The sequence below is a fragment of the Metabacillus sp. KJ11-3 genome (assembly GCF_055808295.1).
On the sequence record NZ_JBVVRS010000002.1, the window covers coordinates 44803 to 64954 of the forward strand.

General features: G+C 32.6%; 15 protein-coding genes and 1 pseudogene. 9 read left to right on the forward strand and 7 right to left on the reverse strand.

The genetic code is table 11. The features are described from left to right. Positions 1-467: 467 nt before the first annotated feature. From AC0L8O_RS25755 to AC0L8O_RS25780, 6 genes are all read right to left on the reverse strand, one after another. Positions 468-704 carry a DUF1292 domain-containing protein gene (locus tag AC0L8O_RS25755; protein ID WP_473449320.1) on the reverse strand — a complete coding sequence of 79 codons (237 nt, stop codon included), beginning with the start codon at positions 702-704 and terminating at the stop codon, positions 468-470. A 4-nt stretch (positions 705-708) separates the two neighbouring features. Beyond that, positions 709-1185, reverse strand: a complete 477-nt coding sequence (locus AC0L8O_RS25760) for a hypothetical protein (RefSeq protein ID WP_473449783.1) — start codon at positions 1183-1185, stop codon at positions 709-711. Then, positions 1175-2308 carry a replication-relaxation family protein gene (locus AC0L8O_RS25765; RefSeq protein ID WP_473449322.1) on the reverse strand — a complete coding sequence of 378 codons (1134 nt, stop codon included), beginning with the start codon at positions 2306-2308 and terminating at the stop codon, positions 1175-1177. The genes AC0L8O_RS25760 and AC0L8O_RS25765 overlap by 11 nt, the downstream gene beginning before the upstream one ends. After that, positions 2298-3209 (reverse strand): 30S ribosomal protein S1, encoded by a 912-nt coding sequence (locus AC0L8O_RS25770; RefSeq protein ID WP_473449323.1) that lies wholly within the window; start codon positions 3207-3209, stop codon positions 2298-2300. Before AC0L8O_RS25770 ends, AC0L8O_RS25765 begins: the two co-directional genes overlap by 11 nt. A 157-nt stretch (positions 3210-3366) precedes the next feature. Further along, positions 3367-6324 (reverse strand): type IV secretory system conjugative DNA transfer family protein, encoded by a 2958-nt coding sequence (locus AC0L8O_RS25775; RefSeq protein WP_473449326.1) that lies wholly within the window; start codon positions 6322-6324, stop codon positions 3367-3369. A gap of 144 nt (positions 6325-6468) precedes the next feature. Continuing rightward, on the reverse strand, positions 6469-7860 hold the full coding sequence (locus tag AC0L8O_RS25780; protein WP_473449328.1) for a hypothetical protein: 1392 nt from the start codon (positions 7858-7860) through the stop codon (positions 6469-6471). Positions 7861-8573: 713 nt separating this feature from the next. Here AC0L8O_RS25780 and AC0L8O_RS25785 point away from each other — a divergent pair. Beyond that, the gene (locus AC0L8O_RS25785; RefSeq protein WP_473449330.1) at positions 8574-9764 is read left to right on the forward strand and encodes a ParM/StbA family protein; all 1191 of its coding nucleotides are present in this window, start codon (positions 8574-8576) and stop codon (positions 9762-9764) included. Positions 9765-9825: 61 nt separating this feature from the next. Continuing rightward, positions 9826-10413, forward strand: coding sequence for a hypothetical protein (locus AC0L8O_RS25790; protein WP_473449332.1), 588 nt, complete (start codon positions 9826-9828; stop codon positions 10411-10413). Between the two features lie 1531 nt (positions 10414-11944). On the opposite strand, the pseudogene AC0L8O_RS25795 reads toward AC0L8O_RS25790, so the two are convergent. Continuing rightward, a pseudogene (locus AC0L8O_RS25795) lies at positions 11945-12155 on the reverse strand (IS1595 family transposase); the annotation flags it as partial. Positions 12156-14299: 2144 nt separating this feature from the next. Between AC0L8O_RS25795 and AC0L8O_RS25800 the strand changes: the two are divergent. From AC0L8O_RS25800 to AC0L8O_RS25830, 7 genes are all read left to right on the forward strand, one after another. After that, positions 14300-15016 (forward strand): MerR family transcriptional regulator, encoded by a 717-nt coding sequence (locus tag AC0L8O_RS25800; protein WP_473449334.1) that lies wholly within the window; start codon positions 14300-14302, stop codon positions 15014-15016. Positions 15017-15101: 85 nt separating this feature from the next. Then, positions 15102-16121, forward strand: coding sequence for a hypothetical protein (locus AC0L8O_RS25805; RefSeq protein ID WP_473449337.1), 1020 nt, complete (start codon positions 15102-15104; stop codon positions 16119-16121). 160 nt (positions 16122-16281) lie between these two features. Further along, entirely contained in the window at positions 16282-17172 is an 891-nt protein-coding gene (locus AC0L8O_RS25810) for a hypothetical protein (protein WP_473449340.1), read from the forward strand. Further along, complete coding sequence (locus AC0L8O_RS25815) at positions 17102-17632, forward strand: hypothetical protein (RefSeq protein ID WP_473449344.1); 531 nt, start codon at positions 17102-17104, stop codon at positions 17630-17632. The genes AC0L8O_RS25810 and AC0L8O_RS25815 overlap by 71 nt, the downstream gene beginning before the upstream one ends. A gap of 15 nt (positions 17633-17647) precedes the next feature. Next, positions 17648-18580, forward strand: a complete 933-nt coding sequence (locus AC0L8O_RS25820; RefSeq protein ID WP_473449346.1) for an SAF domain-containing protein — start codon at positions 17648-17650, stop codon at positions 18578-18580. 3 nt (positions 18581-18583) lie between these two features. Further along, entirely contained in the window at positions 18584-19282 is a 699-nt protein-coding gene (locus AC0L8O_RS25825; RefSeq protein ID WP_473449349.1) for a P-loop NTPase family protein, read from the forward strand. Then, complete coding sequence (locus tag AC0L8O_RS25830; RefSeq protein ID WP_473449352.1) at positions 19279-20151, forward strand: P-loop NTPase family protein; 873 nt, start codon at positions 19279-19281, stop codon at positions 20149-20151. Before AC0L8O_RS25825 ends, AC0L8O_RS25830 begins: the two co-directional genes overlap by 4 nt. Position 20152: the final 1 nt, after the last annotated feature.

Below are 20152 nucleotides of genomic sequence, written 5' to 3' on the forward strand. Positions count from 1 at the left end.
AAATTCCTCCTTAAAAAAGTTTTTGAGTGCAAAAAAGCGCCCAATGAACATAACGTCATTGAGCGCACAAAAAAACCACTCAATGAATGTACGAATTTGTATCCATAAAAAAGATACATAAATCGATCACTCATTGAGTGGTTTTTAAACAAAGTGTCTCTCCTGCATAGGTGAGATTAGATAAGTAAAAAATAGAATATACCTTATATTATCATGTAGCAGTAGGCTAGTAAACTACAAATCACTAAAAATGACGGTAAATAGGATGCTTATAATTAGTCTAATAATTTCTTTTTAAGTAAAGCGGCATATACTTTTTCTAAAGTTCCATATCCTTCATAATTACTAGTTTCAAAGAAAGATTGAAAAATCAAAAACTAAAAAAACAAAAAGACTACCCTAAAGGAACATTAGGTGTAGTCGTATAAAACCACTCATATCAGGTTGTATATTTAAGCTCGAGTAATTTAACTTACAATAGACTTATATTTCGTTTCAACCTGCTTAAACTCTTTATCATTTTTGATGTCTTGAAAGCAGGTGTTACCTTCTTCATCAAACGTTATTCTTACAAATGTAACATCTTCTTCTATTTGAAGGAGAGCATATCTTTTTCCATCAACTTCAAAGATAGTGCTTAATGCAACATCTTCTACTTCTTCCCCAGTATCTTTTGCTAAGATCATTTCGATAGGCTGCATCATTTAATTATTCCCCCTTTTTAAGTGATTGATAGTGTAGGTAGTAAGAGAAACTCGTATCGTTATTAAGATATCCATACTTTTGAAATTGCTGTAATACTCTCATAAAACCAGCATCTGGTAACAAATAAAGATAATGAAATCTTTGTGGACTTGCAAATCGGTTACAATATTTGAAATGAATAAGTTCATTAGTGTGTTGATATAGTTTTTCTTCTTCTTCATTTAAATCAATAAATTGTATAGCTTCATAATTAGCGGATTGAGTTCGATTAACTAACTTATCTCTAATTGTATTACGTATATCAGGTGGCATTTCCTCAGGAAAAATCACCCAATTTGCAAATGTCATAATAGAGATACTATATTTATCTAATTCTAAAAACTGATATAGACCTTTTAAATTGGTTTCAAAGGATAAAATCCCCCAAAACTCTTTGCCGATTTCCTCAATATGTTCTTTATGCATTAAATTATTCCTCAAACTCATCTTCATCCTCTATATCTAAACTCTGTGATTCAAAATACTCAGTAGCGGTCATCCCTTCGTGTTCATCTGTAAGGAAACTGATAGGAGACTTTTTAAGTTGATTATTTTGGTTATCGTAAAGGAGAAAAGTTTCGCGGCTTAATCCCATTAATAAGCGTTCATCTGTGGTAAATCTAACTTGAACGGAAGGCATATATTCTTCAGCCATCTTTGCTATGTAAGGGATACGCGAATCACTATCAACAATAACGATCACCCTTTTAGGTTGTGAAGCTAATGGTAATTTTTCAATAGCTAATTGAGTTCTTTTGAAAACTTTTGCTGCGTATTCATGCCATCCTCTTGTTATACGAAGAGTTTCAATCCAAAAAGTTAAAAACTCACCTTGATCTTTGATTAATTCAACTGTTGCACTAGGGCGGTGAACCGTACTATCTTTTAAACGGATGGAAGGTTTACGATCCCAAGTGATAACACGGTCTAAACGTTTTAGTTCTGAAAAAAGTTCATTCGTCACTAAATCAAAGAAGAAACCTGACATTTCAGGACCTCTAGTTCTAGTGAATTCTATTGGCTGAAACATAAACTCTTTAGGAAGTTGTCTACGGAATAGTAATTCAGCCGCTTCACATCCTACTCTTGTTAGTCCGTAAATAAGAGGTTTCTTTTTACCATCAACACATGGAGTCTTCCATGAAAAGGCTGTAATAATACCATGTTTTCGGCATCTTTGTATGAAATCACGAATTTTGTCCTGTCTGTCATTCGCATTAAAGATAACTTTATGAATTTGATTACGAGTTGCTATTCGATGGATAGAAAGGTAATCAATTAAAGCTAATTCATTATCGGTAAATGCATGTTCTTCTAAGCGGGTATTTAACCAATACTTCCCTGTGTGATTACCTTGTTTTGGTTGATAATAAACCATTGTTGCATATGGATCAGAAAACAAGCCAAACATTGAGCCGTCTGGTGGTAAAAATTCTAAAATGTCATTAGGACTAGTCGAAGCGTCATAAGGATTTGTTTGTGCCATTGGGATACTTGCCATCTTTTTTAAAGATGGCGAATCCCCTACATCATTTACATCTACTTGTAACAGATTATCGGCCATATCTCATTCCCCGATTTTGGCTTTGTCTATTTCTTGATTGTTGCGGAGTAATGATAATACCTTTGACACGACGTTCAGTTGGGATAATTTCTTGGATTTTAAAGTTAACTGTTTGTCCTTCTTTCAGTAACGAATGATCTGTACCTGGTGGGAATCCAGTACGAGCAATAATACCTCTTGGCTCTAAACGAATGAATAAACCATAATCTAGGTGCACTTTTGTAATAGTTCCTAGATATGTAGCTTTTTCTTGATACTCATTTATATAAATCATTGGGTCAGTTTCAAGTGTTTTCTTACTTACTGAAAGGAAACCTGTTAATTTCTTTTTCTCTTCTTCTGTTGGCTCCTCACCTTCAATTACTAAATCAGGTTGTGGTTTAACAACTTCAAGAATTTCTACATCGAATGATTCTCCAATAAATACTTCTTCTCGAAGATCTTCAAAGAACGTATAAGAGAATTCATTACGGTGCATTCTTGTCGGCACACCATCAACTAGTAAGAATACATGGAATTTATCAACCCCGCGTACAAAGGCATTGTAAGTCTCGCCTACTTTAGCTCTCTTCCAAAAACGTTTAGCCAATTGCTCTAAAGCTTTCACACGATTAGCGGCGAAAATTTGAGAATCTAAATCAACATGAACTACACAGAATTCAAATACCTTACCAACAAAGTTTTGAAGCCCTTTAAACTCGTAGTCATCAATAAAAGTAATTGGAAGGTATCCATAAATTCCGTTGTAATTTAATTTCAAACATTCCTCTTTTTTACCTGCAACTGGTACATACTCAATACCGATTGCTTGAGCATACAGTACATCACCTGTACGATGTGAGTTTTTAATATCTGCCCATGCAGTAGCTTTTTGTCTTTCATATTCCATAGTGTCTAACATATAAACAACCCCTCAAAATTTGGTATTTTTTGTTAAAAACAACAAAAAAAGCACCACTAACCCAATATGGATTAGCGGTGCTTCCGCTGTTTTTAAATGTAAGATATAAAGTTCTTCCTTTTACTATAAAGAAAAAATCTTTAAAACTCAACCTTTTTTATAAATCATCTACAACTTCTTCTTTGATATCCATTACCCCTTTAGGAAGAACATCATTTGAAGAGTCTCTATTCTTAGTGTTTACTTCTTCATTTGTATTTTGAGCTTCACTACCTGATTCTTTATTTTCAACAACAGTATTCTCTTCAGCGGAGATATATTTAATTAATTCATTTATTGATTGATCTGTCTCTGAGTCTGGAATACTATGCTCTAGGTTATGTTTAGTAGCAGCTATCTCTTTCTTTGCAGTTTGCAGTGATTCTTCATCTCGATTAACTGACTGATTGCTCTTATCTTTATAGGAAAGTCTAGATACAGAAGTTAATTTCTTTGGTTGTGTTTCTTTTTCGGTATCGAGATTCTCTGGAAAGGAATCAAAGTTTATTGTTAATTGACTTTTTGGCTTTTCCTCATCGAAAGTAAACTGCTCTAGCTCAATATTAACAGTAGCTTTTTGTTTATCAGAAACTGTCTCTTCTACCTTCTCGTCAAACTCAAACAATTCAATACTTACTTGATCGTTAGAATTCTGTTCGGTATTGCTCTCTACTTCATCAAATGGTTCAACAAATGTCTCATTTAAAGGATCTACCTGATCATTGAAATCACCTTCTAATAAATTGTGTGTTTCATCATGTGGGTAAAGAGTGTTATCTTCTGCTTCTCTCTCACTAATAATCTCAATGTCATCAAAGGGAGGTGTTTGATTTTGCTCCTCAACTTTTGGGGGATGTTCAGAAGATTCTATTGAGTACTTTGTCTTTTCTAGAATCTCACCAATTTCAAGTTCTTCACTTTTTTCTGATGCCAATTCAATTTTTCTGAAGTACTTTTTTAAAAATTTAGCTTCTGAGACAAAAGCACCCGTAGAAAGTCTAGCATCATCTAATGAATTATCCTCATTTACCATTTGAACTATCATATGTTTAAAAGGTAATGAAGCAATATCTGATGGTGAAAACTTTGGTTTTAACATCTTTTGAGTGTTGTGACGTAATCCCCATGTTTGATTTTCTACTGTTACTGGAGTAGAACTTTCATTTAATGATTCTTCATAAGTTTCTTCCTCTAAAAATGTTTCAGAGAAAATCTTGTTATCTTCTGTAGGTCCTCTTCCGAAAACAGTTTTGGTTGAGGCATTACCCATAATAGTTTGTCTATAACCAGGAATAACAGCATCTAGTTGTCCTAGCGATTGGATTGCGATAATGGCTCCCACATTATAAGAACGTCCCAAGGTTAACATACGTTCAAATGATTGGTTTACATAAAGCGGAAATTCATCGATGGTGAAAAAAATAGGAATTCTTTTATAAGTAGTCTTTTTACCTTCGACAGTAATTTCTTCTCCATCTTTAGGTCTGCGAAACACTGCACTCTGAAATTGACGTATGAAAAATTGTCCGAAAAGTAATGAAAGTTCATCTAAATCTCCTAGAGCTGTATTAACTAACAATACTCCACCCGTTCTAAGAAATTCATCTAAATCAAGAACCTTCTCTCCATCTTGAGCAACCATTAAATCAGATAACAAACTATTCATAGCAATATCATTTAGATACTTTTTAGCTCCTGAAACATATTTGTCTTTTTTACTTTCAACTATTTGTTTACCAGCATAGCGGTGATCATCTGGATAAGTAAGTGGTCTAATTTCTTCTTTATCACGATATGTTTTATAGTCCAAAACCTCATCTTCGAAATAACGTACAACACGTTCATAACGCTCAAGTAAGTTTTTATCCTCTGGTGATAGATCAGGATTTGATTTTTGTCTATCTAGATTTTTACGAACAGACTCGGTTACATTGGCAAGGTAACGAGGATCTTGGTACATTCTTTGTAATGTCGTGATGTTAGCAATTTCAGGAAATGCTAATTTTGCTAACATGGTGTAAAGAGTTGCTGTTTCTTCTTGTTGACCTTTGAAGAAGGCGTCTTGGTCACCAGTTAAAGAATTTAAAGTACCTGTAAAGGATGCTGCAGCTGCGTCTAAAGGTCCTGAAAATGGGTTAAACTTAGTACTGTTAGATTTTGTAGGGTCAATAACTAGTATTTTTTCATCGGGTACACCTGATTTTTTTGCTAATTTAAGGACATCATCTACGGCATCTCCTTTTGGTTCCAAAAGTACAATTCCCCCCGGAATACCACGAGCAATCTTCACTAGATCTTGAGCAATCCTTAATAACAAAGTTGTAGAAGTCTTACCACTCCCTGTAGCTCCAGCTACTAATTCATGGATGAACCTTGCAGCTTCTTTTAAAACTAGGGGTTTTTTTGTTGTCTTATCCCAACCTACTATTACATCAAAGCTATCATATACGAGAAAGTGACTAAAACGAGCAATCGGCTTAAACTCCCAGCTGAAGAACTGTCTTTTTAATATTTCTTCATTTATCTTAAAGTGCCGATATGTCATGGTAAGTAAGATAAGTGTGAGAATAAGCGGTATGATATATAAAAGTGTAATAAATGAACTCAAATCATGAACTAAAAATCCTGGGTGTTCCTTTTTTGATAAAGAAATGGTTTCTAATGGGCCGGCATAATGCTCATGAATATATCTAGTAGCCGCTACCCATAACATTAATATCGTCGAGCTTATATTTAGGAAAAATGAAAGGATTCTTCCTCTCTCTGTGGCCCTCCAATCAATAACAACTTTATATCCCTTCTTTATTGGATATGTAATGGTGGAATAAAACCAAGTAATAATCGGTAGATTTAATAAAATATTAAAGCTAGTCCAAGATATGTCACCGAGAAAAGTAAAAGGTATGGGGATGCCAAACCCCAATTTAAGCCACGTCAAAAGAGCGGATACTCCTAACAGAGTATTAAGTGAGATTAGAACCGTTACGAAATATGTGTGAAACTTTAAACGAGTCCATTCCTCAATTCTGTCTCCATGGTTAAGCCAAAAATCCCTTAATTTACTGATTTGCTCCAAACAAAATCCTCCTTTTTTCACAAAAAAAGGAAACACCAATCCTTGTAATAATATACAAAAATCGGTGCTTCCGTTTTATTAGTTTAATTATTTAATTGATTTAAGTATAGAAACTTAAAACTCTATTGTCAATAAGTGTATCAATTATGGAATATCCATATAATCGTACTCTAATGTTTTAAGGTTGAAGTATAGGGTTTTATCAAATAACTTTTTATTCTTTGCTAATAAGGATTGCCCCGCTACCTGTGAGAATTCATCTGAAAAGAATAGAACTGGAACAATGTTATCAATCACTTTTCCATTTTCTTCGATATTCACATGGTCTATGTCTTTCTTAAATTCGACCGCTCTCATCCAACCAAGAGTCTCAAACCCATCCACTTTTCCAAAATAATAGTAAAACTGATTATCTTTATTTACAGCATACATATTGTTAGTGATTGGCCCGTTATATCGTAAAATCGTTTTTCCGAATCGGAGATTGCCGCGTGATGCTAACGATTCTATTCCTATCTTTAACTTAAATAAAGAATTGGATAATTCATTTAATAAAAATTGTTTTGTTTTATCAATTGTTATCAATTTAAGATTCACTTGATTAGCATAATCTCCTATTCCACTAAAGAAAGCATTACTAATTGATTCCCAACGAATAGCCAAACCAAAATCCCTATTCCGTTCCTCTGTAACGAAAACAATTGCTGCGGGAAGCGGTTGATTTTCTTGCGTTAAATAATCGAAGTATCGTTTATACCCTTTAAATTTATCTATAAGAGCATTTTTTCTTTCAGTCGAACGGTCAATTTCAACTGAATAAATCTTATCGTTAATTAAAAGTTCTCCATCTGGTCGATACTTTACTTTAATTGTTTTATTCTTCTCTTTCACTTTGAAATCTTTAGCAGAATACAGATTATCTCGGAAGGCAACCTTGTGTACATCACTATTTACTCTAGAGTAGGCAGGGAAACCCGTTTTGAAGTTGTTTGGTAATCTGAAATTTCGTGTCCTAGAATAAGAATGTATGTTCGATAGCCCTCTTTCTGCCACTTTGAAACGTATGTTCGACAACCTCTCACTCTTCGAGAGGGAATGTATGTTCGTTTTCCTTTCGCTCATTCTCGGCAAGCGGTTAAACTCCTGAACTTCAATACTCAAATCTACAATTAGCTTAAAATGAGAAAATTGCTTTTGAGGATATTTGTAAAGATCATGAGGAATATAACCAAGATCGTGGAAAAAGCCAGTGCCTTTTTTAGTTGGATGTATGCCTTTATATCTGGTCATTAGATCATGACCTTCACTCGTTAAGTAGAATGTATGTTCTAGTGTGTTTTTCTGAGGGTTTGAATCTACTAGCTTATCCTTCTTTAATTTGAGTATTGAGTTATACATGTTTTTATATGAAGTGTATGTATTTTTATAGCCGAGACCTCTGGTAATTTGAGTCATCGTAACAGCTCTATGTATATACATAAATTCTAGAGCGTTTATTTGCTTAGGAGATAGTTGAAATCCTAATACCTTCGGCATTTTTAAATCCTCCCTTATATATGTAACAGGCTTTTAAACTCCTAATTAAACTTCAAGTCTTATGTTAAAAAAACCTTCTGTTTTTTCATGTTTATAGAATAACACTTTAATAGTGCAGATGACCACAATTAAATTGCGCTTTGGAAATAAGACAAATATTATATTGATCATGATAGAGATTCATCTTTTATAGAATATTGGTTTACATATATGCTTATACTATACGCTTACCTAGTACGCTTATCCCGAACGGAGATCCGTACTATATAAGCGTACTATATAAGCGTAGATTTCCTCTTGAAATTTTTCGAGTGTGAATTGTAATATAACAGCACGGTGTATTTTTGTGAAACAGATAGGGATTGTTCAAAAATTAGCTTTGGTTTTTTGTTTCCTTCTCCCCCGCTTTATTATCTGGAAAAATGGAAAAGTGACCAGGAGATAATGTAGTAAATAGGTGGACTCTAGGATTTAAAGAGAGGTAGTTTTATATCTTCAACTTCCTTTTAAAACGGGTATTTGGATTTGTCTTAGTATGATCTAAAGTGAAACGATTATATAATCTTTTATATAAACGATTATATAAAAGATTATATAATAATTTATGCAATTGTTTATATAAAAAAGTCGGTTTACTTGACCTTAGAATAATAGATTTATATAATTGTTTATATAATAAAAATTACCAAAGCTTTTCTGAGGAGGAAAAATTTATGGCAAAAGTTTCGAATATGAAATTGAAAGTAAGTAACGATAATGGGAATTCAGAACATTCTCTATATATCAATGGAGATTTAGTTAGACAACCAAACGTTTATGTAAGACCTACATCTAAAGGATTTGTACAGGATGTTCCTGGTGAGTCATTAATTCCAACCCTACTCTCTAATATTGATGTAACGGTTCAATCGCCTAGCATTAAATTTAATCGACGCTATTATATTGGTAATAGAGCGTTAAATAGTAAATATCAAGCAACTGAAATGAATATATCATTAGATAAAAAATACAATAGTGATCTACCAATTATTAATACTTTGGGTACAGTTGCAGCTAAAGCTGTACAAGATTTTTACAACAAGAACCAAAAGATACCTCAAGAATTAGATGTGACTGTTGATATGCTTACTGCTTTACCTGTTAAACAATGGAATCCAGAAAATGCTAAGAAGTTTTCAAGTCGCTTTACTGATGGTCCTCATACGGTAACGGTTCATATTAATACTGAGAATGTATTAGTGAAAATAAATTTTGAAACTGTCAAAGTGGCACCTGAAGGTACACCTGCAATTTTCTCGGCTATTTATAATCTGGATGGTGAATTACATAAAGGTGAAATGTTTAGACTTTTTAAAGAAACATACGGTAGGGATATTACTGGTCAATACTTAATAAACAAAAGAGTTGCGCATGTTGATGTGGGTGATGGTACATGCGATACACCGGTGTCGATTGGTTTTAATCTAGATCACACTCATGTTGATGGTTGTAATAATGGTGTTGGACATGCCATTAAGGAAGCAATGGTTGAATTTAATGACAAACATTCGAGTTTAACTAAATTAACTAGACAAAAATTCAGTGAGTATTTAAAAGATACAAATCATCAGTACCACCAAGATGCGGTGGAATTTTTTAATGAATCAATGGTTAATCAAGCGGAATTTATCTACGATCACTTCCGTTCAGTATTAGAAGCATATGATAACGAAGTAGATCTGTTTATGGTCTATGGTGGCGGTAGCATTGTAATGAAAGATGCACTATTCCCTCTTTTAAAAGAACTGGCTGATGATTTAGGTAAAGAGTTATTGTGGATTCCAGAAGAGTATGCAGCACTTATGAATACTATGGGGCTTCAAGTATTGCTTAATAACATGAAAAAAGAAGTGGCTAAAGGATAAGATAGAAACAAAGGTATAATCTGTTATGGTTATGCCTTTCCTCTATGAAAGGAGGCATACCATGCCAAGGCATAGAACTAAATTAAAAAAACCTGGCGATCAAATAGGTATAAAGTTAAAGGAAAATGAACCTGATCATATTGTTGAATGGTTTAATAAACAATCTGTAATCTCTGAGTCTATAAGATATTTTATTGAAAAAGATATTGCAGAGAACGGGATACGGGATATAAGCGAAGAACTTAATAAAACATTTAGTTATTATAAAAATGTGCCGGTCCATTATCTAAAGGATATAAAAGATGAAAGAGCAAATGTGAACCACTCAAAAGAGCACTCTCTTCAAGAACAACAATCTCCAGCTGCTATAGATAAATCTGAAGAGATATCCAATGAAAATGAACAATTAAAGAATGATGAAGTTGCTGGTGGAATAAAGAGCAATGATTTAAAAAAAGAACTTCCTGTTAATCCTTTAACAAAGGATATAGAAAAAGAAAAAAAGGTAGAAACTATTGAAAAGATTGATTCTAAGGAAACTGCCAAGGATGATATGGATAACAAAAAAATTATTAGCAACGAAAATCATGATGATAATAAACCTAAAGAAGAGGATATTATTCCATTTTCAACAAACTTCTTAATATAAGAAAAGCCAGTATCTACAATTCAAATATTGTAGATACTGGCTTTTTCTTTTGAGGATTAACTTTATAAAACTTTTACTCTGTACTCCCCTATGGATACTAATCAGGTTTTCATAATTCCATAGTCATTTAGTTTACGATGTCTAAATGCTAATGACTTATTCGTTCTTCTATAAGGGCTTATTTATTTTATATCATGATCCCCTATCCTTCCTTGTGATTGTAGAGTATGTCACCTTAAGTATTGGTGAAGTCCTCTGCTTATATAATATTTTAAAGAATGGTACGGTATTTAAGCGTAATTTATAATAGCAGAATGCTCAAAGTATATTGTTATACTTAGGGTCAAAACTCATGATTGCAAGCGTTTCAAGCATCTTCACTTTGGCTTGGATATTAATATCAAACCGACCTGGTTATGATAATACTACGTTGTTTCTTTAAGTATTTAATAACTTCGTTGGGCGAACCATTATAGTTTACTTCCATATACATCATGTTATTTATTAAGTACCAGTATCATGGTATCTAATATGTTATCGAATACGGATTTTTAAACCATAATTAGTTGACTCACCTACATATATGACTTTTCTGCCTTTACTCCTATAAATAAGTAATCACTACCTACCTTCCTTTAAGTTAAGGACTTTAAAGCTATTATGCTTACTTATATTTATAATTTCATCTAAATTATGCCTATTGTTACAATCCTTTTTCTCGATTATTTCATCAAGGATATTACTTAGAGATTTATGCTTTAGTAAAAGGCCGTTACTTAGGCTCATTCGTACAACACACCCCTCCTATAATAAAATTCACAACATGTTTTGAAAAAAGGGCTATGTTAAACTTTATTGTTGTTATTATGCAAAATGACGAGACATTGTTTAAAGGTCTCGTCATTTTGCATAATAATCACCCGTATTCGCACAGAGTTGGATTTATAAGGTCGGGAAGCGCCCTACATATCTTTTCATATGCGGTGAATTCTAGGTTATTTGAGAGAACTGCAATGTTATCCCTGTCATAGCCAATCCAAAAGATATTTGTGTTAGCTTCTATTATAACCACTATTGTTTCTGTGTCCTTTCCTTTCCATTCCATTCTCTTTGTTCCACGTTAAATACATCTTTATTTGTAGACCATAAAACTATTTCATTTGAACTTCCCATAGATCTGAAGATTGGAAGAAGTTCTTGGAATTACTTTACATTTTGAACCTCAGTAACCGCTACACATAATCGATGACGTTGGAACATGTATTTACAACTAACATTTGCTTCCTTGCAAGCTGTTTCATAATCCTCTTCCCAATGTGAAGAAAATTCAGTACAAAAGTAAATTGGAAATGCTTTAATATCTTCCATTCATAAAAGCAGGAAGTTTTCATCACACTCAGGAAGATAAAAGTTACTTATATCAAAGACATAGTTTGCAGTCCCTTCAATAGCGAGTGGAAATCCCGCCAACATCGGGCTCCTTGCTAAAATAGTGCTTCGGAAAATAACCAATTTCAACATCCATATGTACTCACTCTTTTATTACTAAATTATTATTAAACGTTGATAATCTTAACTTTTGGTTAGTGATATTTGTGGGAAAAAGACAACTTTCCACTATCATTTTACTTACTGAAGCGTCTGTCAGTACGATGTTTAATGCTTTCTATAAATCGAAACCAGCTCAAATAATGTTCCAAATTTTGAACTACACCATTAAAACGGTTGTTCCAACCTTTCAGTCATCGCATGGTCCAATTGCTACCCCTATATAATGTTGACCGAAAGCTATTTGTTTTGCTTTTCTTATCAACAGCAATATAATGCTTCCATCCATTATGATAAAGGATATCCCCTATGTATGGTTGCTCCATGATTGCTACAGAACGCTTTAGCATCAGGTGCCTGTTATCTTTGCAAACTGAGAGTTTATAATAAGGGTTTAATTACGGGAAATTAACATCCATGAACTCAAGGAAGTCCTCTAAAAAAGGTTTTTTCTAAGGTACTTAGCATTTCTTGTTCCAATAAATCTATAAACCTTGATATTATCCCCTTCCACGTAAGGCTAATGCGTTCCTCTTCTAGTTCAATTCCTTCCTTTACATTCGGTCGAGCTGCTCTAGCCATATATTTCTAACTTCTGGTTTATTTTCGGTAATTAAAAGCCATTTTGGTTCGTATACCACTACTCCGTCATATCGCGATAGCCTTGCCTTGAACTACCTGTTATCTACTTCTCTTTAGTAATTGTTCATTAAAAATTACAATTGAAACTAGCCTTCTTCAGATCATATCAAAATAATTTGTTTCTATATGTTATTTGTGTCTTAATTTCCACAATCATTGTTTTTGGATCTTCATATTGATGAATAATTCTTTCGCAGTTTAGTTTTTTCATTTCTTCCTAATAAAAACCTCTTGAGTAAGTGGAAGGTTCTAAAATATTACTAAAAATACTCTTGTTATCTCATCCTCATGATGATGTGCAAGATTTATAAATGGATAAAATACATTTAAATGATTAGGCTTATATTATCCCCCGAAATTAATGGTTTTTTTGTAATGAATATACAATAAATTTTCAAGACTAATGGTGAAATTCAATATATTTTAAATGAACTTTATGAACCCCCCCACTTTTCTATATACTTTCATCTTTTAACACCCCTTCCCTAACAAAACGCTACAAAAATATAATATTTATATAATCTTTTATATAACCATTTATTTAAAAGATTATATAAATAAAAAATCTTTTTTGCTTACATGATACTGATTGGCAATAAATTAGTGTTTCGATAGATTTTATTTATATAATAAGTTGGGCATTCATTTATATAAACCCTTATATATATGTTTATATAAATGAATATATAATTATGTATATAAACAATTGTATAAACAATTATATAAACATAGCAGCAATAAATATATATAAGGTGTTTCTATGGTTTATTCAAGGTTTATTGATTATTCAAGGATTATTATGTAAGTACTATTAAAGCAATCTAGTTTATTCCTGTATTATTTTTCAATAAAGCTGGCACTATATAACAAAAAACCTTTATTTATGTTAAGGTCTGAATTTTCATTGCAATGGAATCAGGGATAACGTGAGTTCAAGAGTTTTGATTTCACGGATCAATTCTTGTTCATTGACTATTAAAGGTTTATTGCTTGAGGTTTATTAAAGGATTATTGGTTATTAAAGCTTTATTATTTAAGGATTATCAAGTTATTATTGATCATCAATAGACCCTATTTTATTTACATGGACCATCTCGAATAAAACCAGTTAAATAAGGATTTGAACCAATACTACTGTTTTGTTACAACCTAAGAATGTTGAGTTTGGGAATTAGAAAAAATAAGTTTTTGTTGTGCACCAGCATGTTGAAACATCAGCAATTCGTGTTGTTTTTCAAAGTAAATGTTAATAGATTATTAAACATTTATCGATTATTAATGGTATATTGTAAATGGTTTACTAGCGGTTTATTGATTATTAAAGTTTTATTGTCTGTGTATTATTAAAGGTTTATCGATTATTGCTGGTACATTGTGAATGGTCTATTAAAGGTCTATTAATTATTAAAGCATTATTGTTTGTGTGTTATTAAAGGTTTATTGAATATTACTGGTTTATTAGCTACGGATAATTGAAGTGATATTTATTATTCCTGGTTTATTGATTATGGTTTATTGGTTGTTTAGTGATTATTGGTAGGGTAGGGAAGTGGGGTTTTCGATGGTTTATTCGTTATTGATGCATTATTGTTTATGGATTATTAAAGGTTTATCCATTATTGCTTCTTTATTGGTAGATTTCAAAAAAGAAATGTGGTAGATTAATAGATAAGATAATGTATTAAGGAGAGGGAATATGACTGAGGAAGAAGTGAAATATTGGCGGATAGGGGACTTTCATAAGTTAGCAGAGAAAAGAAGTGTTTCTACTGTTGATAGTTGGTTTAAACAACTAGAAGAAAATAAGATTCACTACGTTAGTAGAGAAGTTGATAGTGGCCAAAAAATATATGACGAACTAGACTTGAATATATTGAGGTATATTGATAAACGTAGAAAAGATAACAACATACCATTTAAATTAATTATGGACGAGTTAGTTGATCGCTTTGAGTTACGACCGTTTCCACCAGAAGAAGCTAAAACTGATAATCTAGAAGTATTAGATCTATATGCAGTACAAAAGAGATTTACGGACGCTATCGAAAAGTCAGCGGAAGAAAATGCAGCTAAATTAAAAGATGAAGTGGGTGAATTGATCAGTCATCAAATGTCCCAAATGAAATTGCTTTTGGAAGAACAGTCTAAATTAATGAATAGGGAACATCTTCTTCAAGAAAAAGAGCAGGAGAGGGAACAAAGATTAATAGAAAGCTTAACTGCTAGAAGAGTAGAATCTAAATTAAGAAAAGAAGCTTTGAAACTATGGTCTGAAAAGCCTGATAATGAACGTATGATAAAAACGGGATTATTCAGTAAGTCAGAAAATGTAAATAAAAGAGATCTTTTTATTGAAGATTATATTGAAGAACATTATGATAGAGAATATAAAAATTTAATAGATAACAGGTAGAGAAGCGAAGCACGCATTATCAAGTTTATTTGATAATGCTTTTTTTATGCTTATTTATCAAAAATCATATTAGGGAGTGGATTAAATGGAATCTAGTTTACAAAAGCAATTAGTATTTCTCAATGAAATTGAAGAACGTTTTGAGTGGAATTGGGCAAGTGAATTTGAATCTAAGCTAGCTGTTATAGGTGATAACAATAATAGAAGGAAGCATCAGATACTGGATACAATCTCAAATAAGTTAACTGCCAATGATCCAAAGACAGTATTTAGGATTAAAGCCAATGACGTAAGTACAAGTGAAATTAAAGATGCATATGATCTTATAGCTTTTGAAGAGATGCCCACAGAAAATATCGAAATTAATGAATTGTTCGATATGAATAGAATGGACTTTGTTCAAACATTCCTTGAAGCAATATCTTTACTAAAGGGTGAAAGTCGTACTGGTTTAATTCCGTTAGCTTCCTATAGGAGACATGCAGAAGGGCCATTAAAAGGGTATATTCGAGCTGTCGAACGGTTAGAAGATGGAGAAAGAAAACAGTGGCTGGAAAATCAGTTTAATAGCCTTAGAAGTATTGATTGGTACTACATAGAAGGTAGTGGATACACCTATATGTATGAGAAAGGTTCAATTGAAGAAACATTAGTGTCCTTTATGAAGGGGATATGGTCATATTGGGCTCTTACATCAAATTTATCAGAACCTCAACAAATGCTAATGATTATTGATGTACCAAAAGAGTTAACAAGCATTAATACACCGAAACATATAAAAGAAATAACACAAAGGTTAGTTGCTTCAATCGTTAATTTAACAGATGAAATTACTTTATCCACCATTATAAGTACAGAAACATTTTTCCCTGTACCTGAAATGAACATGAGGCATCATATGTATTTAAAATATGACTCTTTAGACTTTGATTGGAAAGATGAAGAAAACCAGACTTATTTTCCAGAAGGTTTAATTTCTTTGTGGAAAGAAGAAACAAATGAGGGTGTTTATATAGTTGATAGGGTCACTGGTAACGATATGATTTGTAGAAATCTTGAAATTGATTCTCTTGAAAAAACCGAAGAGAAAGTTATTGACGGTTAATATATTGTAATGGTATTCTGTTTAAGAACTAAATACCTATTACAAATTACATATAAAAACTATTGATATATGTGCGAAGCACGCACTCCTTTTACAGAAGGAGTGCGTGCTTTTTTTGTTCTAAATTGCACTTTCAATACAAGATACGGAGCTGATTTTATTGAATGTTCTTATTGCAATGGCTAATGAGCAAGTTGCTGAAGCATTCTCTAAACACATTAAGGAACGGGAACATCATGTTCCAGAAGTGTGTGTAAGTATTGAAGATTTAATTGAATACCTAATGAATGAAGAAAAAGGGAAGTTAAACCCTCCAGATGCAATATTAATGTCTAGTGATATTGCTCAAAAGATGGAAGATAGACGTCTTGAGTTTCTTTCTAATTGTCTCCTAACAATTAGAGAAGTTTTCCCTAATGTTCAATTTATTATTTTAGCTACCGAGAAAGTTGGGCATCCATTTCTATCAGAATTAGTGAGTATAGGTATCTATAACATTTTTTTAACAACCACAAAAAAATATAAAGTAGCTGAGCTTCTAGATTCTATCAAAACACCTAAAACATTTACAGATGTTAAAGAATTGAGAGAAATTGATACCAGTATTCCATGGAGAAACCCACATTCTCAACAGCAACCCCAAAAAATCGAAATTGCTACTCGATATGAGAAATCTACAAAGCAAAGTGAAAAGAGAAACGATATTAATCCCGAAAAAAAACAGATTAAAGTAGATAACGGCAAAGAGGACTTTTTATCTCTAATTGATGAGGAAGACTTGTTATTTGAAATTCCTGTAAAAGAAAAGATAATTGTTCAGCAAAGGCTGGTAGGTGCAGTCTTTATTGGGGTAGTAGGCGTAGAAGCTAACACAGGTTCAACCCATACATCATTACTTTTAGCGAATTTTCTAAACAATAGGGGATTGAACGTAGCATTAATTGAGGCTAATAATTCAAATCATCTATTTGAGATTGAATATGTTTACGAGGGGGAAGGGTTTCACTTCAACTCAAAATCATTTCAATATCAAAGGTATAGATCATTATAAAGGAATTAATCAATTAAATATTTCTGATCTAATTCATCAATACGATTTCATTATTCTAGACATTGGTTGGAATGATAACACGGATTATTTCGAAGAATTTTTCCGGTCACATTTAAAGATTGTAACAGCTCATGGTACTGAGTGGAAAAGAAAGAACTTACTTAGCTTTTTAAAAACATTTGAAGAACATGAACAAGATAATTGGATCCTTGCTATCCCATTTATTGATTCAAGGACTCTTGGTGATGTTGAAAAGGACACTAAATTAACGACCTTCAGTATACCAACCCAATCCGATCCTTATTCAAATAATAAAGAGATTGCAATGGTCTTTGAGGATATGCTTAATAAATATCTACCAACTAAGAAAGCTGAAAAACCATCTACAAACGTATTTGTAGCGAGTGGTATCGCGATATTAATAATTTCTTTTGTCGTTATGGCAATTACATTTTTTTAATTAGGAGAGAGATAAATGAAAATCAGGCAGCGTACAAAAAATCTACTTGTAGCTGGAAGTATTGGGGCCGTAACGGTCCTTATCATAGCAACTATTGCTATTTACTTCCTCTACACCAATTGGAAACAGGATGAATTTAAACAAATGAAAGCTTACGAAGAGAAAATCGAATCATTAGAAACTTGGAAAATTCAGCAAGAAAAAGGTTATGCCTTAAATCAAGATGTCGAAGCAGGAACGAAAATTACAGCTGATATGGTTGATGAAATTGTTCTTTCTGAAAAGACTGCTTCTAACGACCTTTTAAGCTTAGAAGATATTGAAGGAAGAATTGCCAAGATTGATTTGAAAAATAAATCAATCATGACTGAAGCTATTCTTTTTAAAGAAGAAGCAACGCCAAACGATCTAAGAAAAAGTGAATATAGTTTCATCCAGTTAACGCAAAACTTAAAGGAAGAGGATTTTGTTGATGTTCGTATTCAATTCCCAAATGGGAATGACTACATCTTGTTATCTAAAAAGAAAGTAACAAATGTTGAAGGAGAAACGATTAAATTCAATATGGACGAAGAAGAGATCCTGACGATGTCATCAGGAATAGTAGATGCTTACATGCAGAATGCAATTATCTATGCACTTCCATATGTTGACCCTTATATCCAGAAAGAATCTGTTGTTACATACCCACCAAAAGATAACGTGCTTCAGTTAATTCTTGAAAGTCCAAACGTAGTGAATGTAGCGACCGAGAAACTAAAACAAAGAGGAAGATCATCATTAGATTCTCAACTACAAACACTAGCAGAAGAAGATAAAAATACATATAAGTCAATGAAAGATCAACAAAAACAAGCTGTTAAAGAAAAACAAGAAGAAGCTCAAACACAACAAGAAGTATTTGAAGAATCTGCTGAAAAACTAGATGAAACAAACGGAGGGGAGTAACTAATGAAAAAAGTTTTATTCCTCGGAACACGAGATAAGAGCGACTTAGTACTATACGTTGCTCTGACTCTTTCCCAAATTGGTTATAAAACAGTTGTTGTCGATTGCTCAATGAAAAAACGATATCTGAAAACTTATACAAAATATGAAGAAGAGAATAGTTTATACGATTTTTTCAATATTGATATAGCTTCTGCTTCAAGCCCGGAGGAATTAGAAAAATCAATGAAGCAAGCAAATGAAAAACTTGAATCATATGATTATGTTCTTCTAGATATTGATCATATTGATCACCTATCAAAATGGTCATCATTCCATACCCGTTTCTACGTTGGTGATCACGATAAAATTTCTTTAATCGAAGACTCAGAATTAGTGAATAGCTTTGTTCGTGCTAATGAAAAAGAGAAAGAATTCAACAGAGTTACCTATGATTTGCCAAGTGATTTAGATGATAAATACCTTAACCAACTTTTTAATCACAATATAAAATGGACAGCTTCATACTATGAGTTACCATTCGATGAAATGGATGCAGCCAACAAAATTAACATGCAGTATTACATGGAACCAACCTTTAAGAAGCTATCCAAAGAGTATAAAAAGGTGGTCTCTTCCATTGTTATTTCATTATCTGGTCATCATGAAAAAGAAACAAAAATAGCTTTCAAAAAATTAGAGAAAGGGGATTTCGTATTATGAGCATAGTAGCTTTTTGGTCACCGGTCCATGGTCAAGCAGGTAATACATCAAACCTTGTTGCGACATCCAGTATGTTAGCGGTAGAACACAATGTAAAGACAATGGTTACACAGACTCAGCTCTCTCATTCAACATTAGAATCTGCCTTTACAAAAAAGTCCAATAAAGGGGATCTACTAAGTTTCTCGGATACGGGACTTGATGCACTCGAACGACTAGCAATGAGTAAACGACTAACTGATGATAAAGTAGCGGATTATACTATTACTGTTATTCGTGACCGCTTGGAGCTACTTGTAGGGAGCTCTAAATCCAACCAAGGGATGTTTAAAAATATTGATAGTGTACTGGATACCATCTTTAAAGTCTCATCTAAATATTATGATTATTGTATGGTTGATGTACATTCTGGAACAAAAAATCAAATGACAAAACGTGTGTTAAATGAAGCAGACTTGATTGTTGTGAATCTTAATCAAAATATTCATGTTTTAGAAAGGTTCTTTAGCAAAGTGGATTGGCTCGATGTTCTAGATGAAAAACCTTATGTTATTGTTCTTTCGCAATATGATTCAAAATCACGCTATACGGTTAAAAACATTCAAAGGAAGTTTAAATGTAAAACTCCTATCTTAACGATTCCTTATAATACAGCGTTTAGGGACGCTTGTAATGATCGAAATGTCATAGAGTTTTTCTTAAGAGCAAATAATGCCTCAAAGTCAAATCCAAATTTCTATTTTGTGAATGAGGTTGAGAAATTAGTTAACGAGATCATGAAATTAACTCAGGTACAAGTCTCTGTTGAGGAAGTTAACGAATTAGGTCAATCAACATCAATGAACTTACTTGAGTCAGGGGTTTCTTGAT